This is a genomic window from Burkholderia sp. 22313 (assembly GCF_052045245.1).
Classification (GTDB): Bacteria; Pseudomonadota; Gammaproteobacteria; order Burkholderiales; family Burkholderiaceae; genus Burkholderia.
In genome coordinates, this window is sequence record NZ_JBQEON010000010.1 from 12,000 (window position 1) to 21,650 (window position 9,651).

Below are 9,651 nucleotides of genomic sequence, written 5' to 3' on the forward strand. Positions count from 1 at the left end.
ATACGTTAAAACAAATACTTATAAATCGTCCCCACTTTCATTATTTCTAGTTCTGGAAAAGCTTATTTCTTTATTTGCAGATCGCGCGCCTAGGGTACACCCCTAAACTCACGGTTCCCAAACGGGCAACTATCCGGGCGCGGCCAGAAGGACAGATGGCGCTCCCGGGCGGTTGCAGACCGTTTATGAACAAGGTCGCGAGACCTGCCTCTTTTTAGAAGGGAGCTCCACGAATGAACAAGACTCTGATCGTTGCAGCAGCTGCAGCATCGTTCGCTACCGTCGCTCACGCGCAAAGCAGCGTCACGCTGTACGGCGTGCTGGACGCAGGCATCACCTACCAAAGCAACGTTCAGCCGGCTCTGGGCCAGGCTGGCAAGTCGCTGTGGTCGATGGGTTCGGGCATTGACCAGAGCCGCTTCGGTCTGCGTGGTTCGGAAGACCTCGGTGGCGGCCTGAAGGCAATCTTCACGTTGGAAAGCGGTTTCAACATCGGCAACGGCAAGTTCGCGAACGGCAGCAACGGCATGTTCAACCGTCAAGCGTTCGTTGGTCTGTCGAGCCAGTACGGCACGGTCACGCTGGGTAAGCAATACGACGCAACGCAAGACTACCTGGCGCCGCTGACGGCAACGGGCTCGTGGGGCGGCACGTACTTCGCGCACCCGCTGAACCTTGATCGTCTGAGCACGACCGGCGATGTCGCATCGAACAACACGGTCAAGTTCACGAGCGCGAACTACGCTGGCCTGCAATTCGGCGGCACGTACTCGTTCTCGAACAACACGAACTTCGGCAACAACCGTGCGTACAGCGCAGGTGCTTCTTACCAGTTCCAAGGCCTGAAGCTGGGTGCAGCATACTCGCAAGCGAACCTGGGTGACGGTACGAACGCAAACGGCGCGACGTCGTCGGCGATCGGTGGCATCGCTGCTCAAGGCCGCGTCCGCACGTACGGTGCTGCTGCTGGTTATGCATTCGGCCCGGCACAAGTCGGCGCTGCATGGACGCAAGCGCGTCTCGACAACAATGCAGTCGGTCTGGGCACGCTGCGCACCGACAACTACGAAGTCAACGCAAAGTACAACCTGACGCCGGCTCTCGGCCTGGGCGCTGCTTACACGTACACGAACGCGAAGATCAATAACGGCAGCACGCACTGGAACCAGTTCGGCCTGCAAGCTGACTACTCGCTGTCGAAGCGCACGGACGTCTACGCACAAGCTGTGTACCAGCGTGCAGCGAAGAACGGCATTGGCGCATCGATCTACAACGGCGACAACAGCACGCTGCCGAGCTCGTCGATCAACCAAACCGCAGCAACGGTTGGTCTGCGTCACCGCTTCTAAGCGTGACGGCTGGGTAACCAGCTACGCAGCATCGAAAAAGGCGCCTTCGGGCGCCTTTTTTTCGCGCGCGGGATGCGGCGACGAGGGCGGCGATGCAGGTGCCTGTCGTCCGGACACAAAAAAGCGAGGCCTGAGCCTCGCTTTTTCGCTGTGTGCGTCAGTGGCGCGCTGCCCGCCAGCAGCGGCATCAGCGCGTGTATTCGCCGTTCGCTTCCGGCTGGAACACGATTGCCGCGACCTTCATCAGCTTTTCGGCGCCGCTCGGCTGCAGCACCTTCACCAGCTGGCCGCGCTGCGTACCGAGCAGGGCCATGCCGACCGGCGAGAACACGTTCAGGCGGCCGAGTTCGAGATTGGCGGCATCCGGATAAACAATTGTCCAGGTGGCCTGCTCCTGGGACGCTTCATCGAGCAGGGTGATCTGCGAGTTCATCGTGACGACGTTGGCCTTGATGGCGTCGGGCTGCACGATGTCGGCGCGCTCGAGCAGCATGTCGAGCATCGTCTGGAAGCGCGGGTTGTTCTCGGCGTGCTTTTCGAGGCGGGCGACGTCGAGTTCGGTCAACTGGTAAAGGCGTTGTTTCATGATGGTTCTCCAAATGATCGGCATGGGGCAGGCGTGGCGTGCCTATGAGGATCGCCCGGAGCCTGTCTGACCTGGCTCCGGGAGGAGACCGAGCCGTCAGATCAGGCGCCGGGCAGGGGCGAGCGGTGCGTGGGCCGTGCGTCGAACGTAGAGGTGCGCCGGATGGCCGGTGCACGCGCGCACGCCGTCCGGGCCGGACGGCGAAACCGAAAGGAGTTTGGGCGCGTACATGGTGGATGCGGTACCGACGGGTAAATATAACCTTACGATTCTACAACACAACTTTCCGAACTGGCGATTCGGCTGTCGGCCTTTTGTCAGGTATTGTTGTCGAAATGATTCAAGTGATAGCAATCTCGCCCGGCCATCACGGCCGATATTTTCCAAAAATGCAACGCTGTATGTTAAAACCAAGGGTTTCCCCTTGGTTTGGCGAGAACTACACTTGATCTCATCGCTTCAGACAGTCCTGCCGGAAGCGACGTCAAAAGAGAACATATTTCGGAGGTCCATCATGAAGTCGATCATCTACGCCGCGATTGCCGCAACCGTCCTTGCCGCACCGATCGCATCGTTTGCCCAGTCCGAGCAGGGCTTGACCCGCGACCAAGTCCGGGCCGATCTCGTGCAACTGGAACAGAATGGCTACAAGCCGCTCGCGAGCGACGCGCAATACCCGCAGAACATCCAGGCCGCGGAACAACGGAGCCAGCCGAGCCAGCCGATGCTCGCCCATGCCGATACGAGCGGCTATGGTGCGGTGGCGACGGCCGCAGGCCAGTCGGGCCGCCGCATGACGCGCGAAGCCCCGAATCCCGTGAATTCGGTCTACTTCGGCAACTGAACAACTGGGTCTGCCCGAACAACCTATGTGACTGACGGGACGCGCGCCATCTGCACGCGTGCGCGTCAGCAGAGCAGAACCTCCGTCGCCGCATTCCGGCGGCTTTACCGCCCAGACGCTCACGCGTTTGGGCCTTTTTTGCTGGATGGGTCAGGCGGACGTGACCGCCGGGGTGCCATGGATGTAGTGTTCGAGCTGGCTGATCGTGAATTGCTGGTCGGCAATCACGCTCTTCACGAGGTCGCCGATCGAGATGAGGCCGATCAGCTTGCCGCCGTCGAGGACGGGCAGGTGGCGCATTCGGTGCTCGGTCATCAACGCCATGCACTCGTCGGTGGATTGCGACGGCTCGACGTAGCGCACCTTGGCCGTCATGATTTCCTCGACGCGGGTGGCCTTCGACGAACGATCCTGCAGCACGACCTTGCGCGCGTAATCGCGCTCGGTGACGATGCCGGCGATGTCGTCGCCGTCCAGGACCAGCAATGCGCCGATGCCCTTTTCCGCCATCAGCTTGATGGCGTCATAGACGAAATCGGCTTTCGTGACGGTGTAGATGGTGCGGCCGGAATCCGGCTTGGCTTTGAGAATCTGCGCGACAGTCGTGCTCATTTGCTTTCTCCGTGTACAGGCGATGCAGGGAAGGCAGGGCGTGATGCGCGGCACCCGATGGGCCCAGTATATCCGGGCCGGCGGCGGCAGTCGCGTGACGTTTCCAGATTAGCGGTAAACTCCGGTCACGCACCATCCACACAACTCCTACATTCCTGATCGTTTCGACTGAATTCATGATGTCTTCGCGTCCCCAATCGCCCGCATCGGGCAATGGCCAGGTCGACGAGTGCGTGGCGCTCGTCGCTACCGCGTCGCTGCCCACGCGCTACGGTACGTTCACGTCGTACGCCTTCCGCGTATCCGGCAGCGATGCCGAACATCTCGCGCTCGTAATGGGTGACGTCGCCGGCGAGCAGTCCGTGCTGACGCGGCTGCATTCCGAATGCCTGACCGGTGACGTGTTCGGTTCCTACCGCTGCGATTGCGGCGAGCAGCTCGATCTCGCGCTGCGCTACATCGCGGCCGAAGGCCGCGGCGTGCTGCTGTATCTGCGCGGCCATGAAGGGCGCGGCATCGGCCTGAGCAACAAGATCCGCGCATACGCGTTGCAGGAGCAGGGGCGCGATACCGTCGAGGCGAACCTCGACCTCGGCCTGCCCGACGACGCGCGCGAATACGACTCGGCCGCCGCGATCCTGCGGATCCTCGGCGTGACGTCGGTCCGGCTGATGAGCAACAACCCGAAGAAGTTCGACACGCTCGCGAAGCACGGCATTCCCGTGTGCGAACGCGTGGCGCTTGCGGTGCCGGTGCGCGAGGAAAACGAGCGTTATATCCGGACCAAGCAGGCGAAGTTCGGGCATTACTTCGAAGAGAACGAATAGTCGTGTCCGACGCGCGGGCGCCCGAGCGGGCGTCGCGCGCGCATTCGGCGAACGCCGGGCGGGACGCAACGTCCCGCCGCATTCATTTCCTGCCGTTTTGTTCTTTCGATCGTCGGCACGCGTTGCCGGCAAACGCGACGATTGCAATTGCTTTACCCGCCACCTCGCATTCGGCGCGTCACGTGACGTCGATTGCATACGTGCAACCTCTCGCTTCCTGAATCCCCGGCCTGTCCTGATCCCGTTCGCCCCCGCCTTTGAAGATCGAAACCGAACGTCTGGCGTTGCGACGCGGGTTCCGCGATGGCGACGTCCGGGCGTAACGGCCGGGGCATGCCTGCCCGTCAACGCCATTCGGCGTTCTGCAGCACGATCCAGTAACCGTCGGCGTCTTCGAGCGTCTGTCCGGACGCATCCCGCTACGGATTGAACGACGTCACGCGCGCGAAGCCGTGCGCGGTTGCGCGTGCGCATGCGGTTTCCCATGCCGGGCGCTCGGGCAGATGGAACGTGGTCAGGTCTTCGGGCGTCGCGCATCGGTGCCGGCATCCATGCATGCAGCCGACGAAGGGCAATCGTATTAGTATTGCAGCGCCCCGGCCGAACGGGTTGCGGGGCGCCGACACCATAAGACAATCATGACCACTTCAACCACGCGCGCCAATCCCATTGCCGTCGCCACGCTCCTCGAAAACTTCTGGGTATTCGCCCTCTATGGCGTGATCACCGGCTGGTTCGCCGGCGGGATGGCGAAGCTGCACCTGACGCTCGTCGACATGGCGAGCGTGATGACGGAACCGCTTTCGTACCGTTCGTTCATGTTGCTGACACTGACGGGTTTCATCGGTCTCGGCGTGGCCAATGCCTCGTACGCGAAGACCGCTGAACGGATGCATGCGTCGCGCATCGTCAGGCGGATTCTGGTGCCGATCGCGAACGCCGGCCTGTGTACCGGCGCGATCGTCACAGGGGCGACGGCAGGCTTGTGCGTCGGGCTCTTGCCCTGGTCGTTCGGTGACGCCGAGACGATGCGGGCGGTAAGGATGCTCGGTGCGATGTCGTTGTTTACGCTGGCGCTGCTTGTGCCGCTGACGAACGTTAAACGGTCGATGTTCGACCTGACGCGCAACGAAGAGCGTCGGTCCAACGTTGTCGGCATCGTCTATTGCGTCGCGTTGATCGGTGCGATGTGGTGGCTCGACCGGCAGACGTTCTGGTACACGACGCTGCTGATGGGCGTGGTGTTTTTGGGGGTGTGGTGGCTGATACGCCACGTCAACCGGAAGCGTGGCGTCGCGGCGGGCTGAGCGATGCATAAGCCTGACCTGCGCCGGCCGGTTGCCGGGCCCTTCTGGCCGGGGCCGGCGAATCCGCACGCCGCGGGCGGATAAGGTAGGGTCTTCGATGTGTCCCCGATAAATTATCGCGGGCAAGAAAAAGCCCGCTACTGGAGCGGGCTGAATCCATGTTTGGAGACATGGAGGAGACAGATGCAACTTTAAGGGAAAACCCGAGGAATGGCAAGCCCTAGTTGTAATTGTGCAACGCAGCGTCAACCAGCGCGGTTGGCGAGGGCAGGCCAGTTCGCCGTACGGCCGTCGCGCGGCGGTATCTTGCGTCGGAACCGTTGTTGCGTTGGCGGCTGCCGCGTATCCATGTATCCGCGAGGCCGCTGGCTCCTTTACATGCCACCGGCCCGCGCATGCGCGGCAAACGCACCGAACCGCTCCTGCGCGACCGGCACCGCGTACTTGTTTCTCATCTCGGTCTCGATCCACGCACAGGCCTCGCGCGCGCAGTCGGTCAGTGCGTGCCGCGTCGCGTGCCCGTCGATGTCGTAGACGAAGCGGACACCGACCTCGTCGTCGGACACCTGCCGCTGCAACTGGTTGAGCTGCAGTTGCGGCCCGTGCCGCTGCGATAGCGCGCGCAGTTCATCGAAGTGATATTCGAGCCAGTCGGCGAAAAACAGCGCATCGCTGTGGCAGCGCAGACGGAACGCCGCGCTGCGCGACGGACGCTGCGCGGTGTCGCCGGTCGCCTGCCGCTCGCCGTCCGGTGCGACGGTCGCATCGACGGGCGCGAGCGGCTGCCGGATCTGCCGGTACGGTTCGCGCTCGCGCAGCGCGTGCCACAGCAGTTCGTCGCCGGCGGCGCCGGACGGCTGCATCGTCAGATCGTGCCGGCCGCCGCCGACAGCGGCGACGTCGCGGATCACGAGCCGCAGCGAGCAGATCGGCTCGTCCGCAACCAGCAGCGTCGCCGCCCGCGGCAGCCCGCACACGAGCGGCGCAGCGCCGGCCGCACGGAACACGAGCCCGCTGCGATCGAGCCGTACGAGCGGCAGCGGCCGCGGAAACGACGGGTACGCGACCGCGATGCGGGCGCCGCCGGCACCCGTCAACCCGGGCATCATCGCGCGCAAGACCTGAGACTGGTCCACAGTATTTCTCCTTCGTTACGAGGCTGCCCGGCCGGACTACGCGCGTTCCGGCTCAGGCGGCGATGGCTTGCCGGGCGGCCCGTCCCGGCTCGATTCCCAGTGAAGCAAACGTTTGCGGATCGATGTCGATCCAGCACGCGACTACCAGACGGCCGTCCACCTGTTTCGGTGGGCCTGCCCGGTGCGCGTGCACGCCGATCCGGCGGAACAGCCGCTCCATGCTCGCGAACGTCACGCCGATCAGCTGTCGCGCGCCCAGCTGCGCCGCGCATTCGACGACCGCGGCGAGCATCGGGCGGACGGCCCACTCGGCGTTGCCCGGTCCACCTTCGTCGCCGGTCGCCGCGAACCGCGACAGCTCCCAGACGGCCGCCGATTGCGGCAGCGCGACGTCTTCGGCGATCAGGTCGGCGAACAGCGACTTCAGCAGATACGGGCGGGTGGTCGGCAACAGGCGCGCACATCCGCACACGTCGCCGCCGGCGTTTCTCGCGAACACGTAGACGGTATCGTCGCGATCGAACTGGTCGCGCTCGAAACCTTCGTTCGCCGACGGCAGCGCCCAACCGAGCTGTTCGACGAACACGCGGCGCCGATAGCGCCCGAGATCCGCTGCAAGTTCGTGTGGCAATCGCCCTTCATCGTGAACGAAGGTCCGCATGGTGTCCTCGGATCGGTACTTTGGTATGCACGCATTACAGCGCGCGTCCCGAGGAGGCGGTAACTGGTAACTCTTACAGGGTGAACGGTGCGCCGAGACGATTCGACCAGTGGTAACGGTTTCTTGATCGACGGGATTGAAATGCGGGCGGCTTTTGCTTATAAAGAGCGCCAGTCATGCGGAAATGTCAGGGGAAAGCGCGGCCAGTTGTCACTGGAGCGTCGGACCGGCATCATAGGCGTCGTTGCAGCCGAGCAGTGCCGACGCGACCGCGGCGGCCCAGTCGATGCAGGCAAGCCGCGCGGCGAGCGCGGCGGCGGTGCGGAACATGCCGAGATCGGCGCCGGTGGCGTCGACGGCCATGATGTTGCTGCGGACGTCGCCGCCCGCAATCACGAACGTGCCCGTCGCGCGTTCGAGATACCAGTCCCAGCCGACCGTCAGGTATGCGACGCCGGCGCCGGCCGGGCGGTGCCATTCGGTGTAGCCGGCCAGGCGCGCGTCGATGGCGCTGTCGCGCAGTTCCGCGCGCAGCGATGCATCGAGGCCGCTGGCGACATGGTCGAGCACGAGCGCGGCCAGTGCGCTTTCGGACAGGCGCACGTAGCCGTCCGGAGACGGGCCGCGGACCGGGTGCAACAAAGGTGAAGTCATGCGCGGAATGTATCAGCCCCGAACCGGCGCTGGCACCTGACAGGTATGACAGCGTGACGTTGTCGGAGAAAAGATGGAACTGCGCTGGCAGGATGCCTACCAACAATTCAGCGCCGCGGAAGACGAGCAGCAGCTCTTCCAGCGGATCGCCGCTTATTCTAAACGCCTCGGCTTCGAATATTGCTGTTACGGCATTCGCGTGCCGCTGCCCGTGTCGAAGCCGGCCGTCGCGATCTTCAATACCTATCCGGACGGCTGGATGGCGCACTACCAGGCGCAGAACTACATCGAGATCGACTCGACGGTTCGCGACGGCGCGCAGAGCACCAACATGATCGTCTGGCCGGACGTCGACCGGATCGATCCGTGCCCGTTGTGGCAGGACGCGCGCGACTTCGGGCTGTCGGTCGGCGTCGCGCAGTCGAGCTGGGCCGCGCGCGGCGCATTCGGGCTGTTGAGCATCGCGCGTCATGCGGACCGGCTCACGCCGGCCGAGATCAACATGCTGACGCTGCAGACCAACTGGCTCGCGAACCTGTCGCATTCGCTGATGAGCCGCTTCATGGTGCCGAAGCTGTCGCCCGAATCGAGCGTCACGCTGACCGCCCGCGAGCGCGAGGTGCTGTGCTGGACGGCCGAAGGCAAGACCGCGTGCGAGATCGGCCAGATCCTCAGCATCTCGGAGCGCACGGTCAACTTCCACGTGAACAACATCCTCGAGAAGCTCGCCGCGACCAACAAGGTCCAGGCGGTGGTCAAGGCGATGTCGGCCGGACTCATCGATACGCCCTGACGGCGCGCCGGCGGCGGGGCGAACCCGTCGTGCCGGCCGCCGCTCATTCCATCATCGGTTCCGCTTCCTTCGCGGTCCAGCTCACGCTGGAAATGCTCTTCTCCATGCTCATCCGGCTCGCGATCTGCTCGAGCTTCTGCTGATCCTTCGGATGCAGCTTCAGCGTCGCGGTCACCTTCAGCCGGTCGGGCTGCTCGGGCACGTCCTCGCTCGTGAGGCTCTGGAACGACAGCGGCTTCGCGTACATCGAATTCGACAGCAGCGTGCGGATGTGTACCTCGTCGGAGGTCAGGCAGATCACGGTGATCTGGTATTCGCGCACGAGGTCGGCGTTCGACACGGGGGTCGCGTTGATCGCCTGGCTGACGCCGCGCAGCACCGTGTTGGTGAGCAGCACGACACCCGTGCCGGCCAGTGCCGGCACGAAGTGGCCGGAGCCGGCCAGCACGCCGACGGCGGCCGAGCACCACAGCGTCGCGGCGGTGTTGATGCCCTGGATCGAACCCTTGTCGCGCATGATCACGCCGCCGCCGAGAAAGCCGACGCCCGACACGACGTACGCGGCGATCTGCGTGACGCCGGCCACGCCGTTGCCGGTCAGCACGCCGAGCGTGACGAACAGGCACGCGCCGCTCGCGACGAGCGTGATCGTGCGCAGGCCCGCCGTGCGTTGCCGCATCTGGCGTTCGAGGCCGATCGCGACGCCGCAGGCGAACGCCGTGAAAAGACGGAGTGCGAAATCGAGAGTCATGGTTGTCCTGCCGTGCAAGGAGCGCATGCCGACCCGCGTCGCGGCGGCGCGAAGCCGAACGCGGCACGATGGCCGTCAGCGCGCGGTACTGTACCGCGCGAATGCGTCATTCAGTGTGAAACGGATGGCGT

General features: G+C 64.0%; 11 protein-coding genes. 5 read left to right on the forward strand and 6 right to left on the reverse strand.

All coding sequences use genetic code 11. The features are described 5' to 3' along the window. Positions 1-233: 233 nt before the first annotated feature. On the forward strand, positions 234-1,349 hold the full coding sequence (locus tag ACTJKF_RS10500; protein WP_440623472.1) for a porin: 1,116 nt from the start codon (positions 234-236) through the stop codon (positions 1,347-1,349). A gap of 187 nt (positions 1,350-1,536) precedes the next feature. Here the strand turns inward: ACTJKF_RS10500 and ACTJKF_RS10505 are convergent, their stop codons facing one another. Then, positions 1,537-1,935: a GreA/GreB family elongation factor gene (locus ACTJKF_RS10505; RefSeq protein WP_440623473.1), complete on the reverse strand. Its 399-nt coding sequence runs from the start codon at positions 1,933-1,935 to the stop codon at positions 1,537-1,539. Positions 1,936-2,449: 514 nt separating this feature from the next. Here ACTJKF_RS10505 and ACTJKF_RS10510 point away from each other — a divergent pair. Continuing rightward, complete coding sequence (locus ACTJKF_RS10510) at positions 2,450-2,779, forward strand: DUF4148 domain-containing protein (protein ID WP_440623474.1); 330 nt, start codon at positions 2,450-2,452, stop codon at positions 2,777-2,779. 150 nt (positions 2,780-2,929) lie between these two features. Here the strand turns inward: ACTJKF_RS10510 and ACTJKF_RS10515 are convergent, their stop codons facing one another. After that, positions 2,930-3,391: a CBS domain-containing protein gene (locus ACTJKF_RS10515; protein ID WP_440623475.1), complete on the reverse strand. Its 462-nt coding sequence runs from the start codon at positions 3,389-3,391 to the stop codon at positions 2,930-2,932. Positions 3,392-3,567: 176 nt separating this feature from the next. Between ACTJKF_RS10515 and ribA the strand changes: the two genes are divergently transcribed. Beyond that, entirely contained in the window at positions 3,568-4,218 is a 651-nt protein-coding gene (gene ribA / locus ACTJKF_RS10520) for a GTP cyclohydrolase II (protein WP_440623476.1), read from the forward strand. A 638-nt stretch (positions 4,219-4,856) separates the two neighbouring features. Then, positions 4,857-5,525 carry a hypothetical protein gene (locus tag ACTJKF_RS10525; RefSeq protein WP_440623477.1) on the forward strand — a complete coding sequence of 223 codons (669 nt, stop codon included), beginning with the start codon at positions 4,857-4,859 and terminating at the stop codon, positions 5,523-5,525. Between the two features lie 374 nt (positions 5,526-5,899). Here the strand turns inward: ACTJKF_RS10525 and ACTJKF_RS10530 are convergent, their stop codons facing one another. From ACTJKF_RS10530 to ACTJKF_RS10540, 3 genes are all read right to left on the reverse strand, one after another. Continuing rightward, the gene (locus tag ACTJKF_RS10530; RefSeq protein WP_440623478.1) at positions 5,900-6,661 is read right to left on the reverse strand and encodes a hypothetical protein; all 762 of its coding nucleotides are present in this window, start codon (positions 6,659-6,661) and stop codon (positions 5,900-5,902) included. Positions 6,662-6,713: 52 nt separating this feature from the next. After that, positions 6,714-7,322, reverse strand: a complete 609-nt coding sequence (locus ACTJKF_RS10535; protein ID WP_440623479.1) for an acyl-homoserine-lactone synthase — start codon at positions 7,320-7,322, stop codon at positions 6,714-6,716. A 210-nt stretch (positions 7,323-7,532) separates the two neighbouring features. Then, entirely contained in the window at positions 7,533-7,976 is a 444-nt protein-coding gene (locus tag ACTJKF_RS10540; protein ID WP_440623480.1) for a DUF4902 domain-containing protein, read from the reverse strand. Positions 7,977-8,049: 73 nt separating this feature from the next. On the opposite strand from ACTJKF_RS10540, the gene ACTJKF_RS10545 reads away from it, so the two are divergent. Beyond that, entirely contained in the window at positions 8,050-8,769 is a 720-nt protein-coding gene (locus tag ACTJKF_RS10545) for an autoinducer binding domain-containing protein (RefSeq protein WP_440623481.1), read from the forward strand. A gap of 43 nt (positions 8,770-8,812) precedes the next feature. On the opposite strand, the gene ACTJKF_RS10550 is transcribed toward ACTJKF_RS10545, so the two are convergent. After that, positions 8,813-9,520, reverse strand: coding sequence for an MgtC/SapB family protein (locus ACTJKF_RS10550; RefSeq protein ID WP_440623482.1), 708 nt, complete (start codon positions 9,518-9,520; stop codon positions 8,813-8,815). Positions 9,521-9,651: the final 131 nt, after the last annotated feature.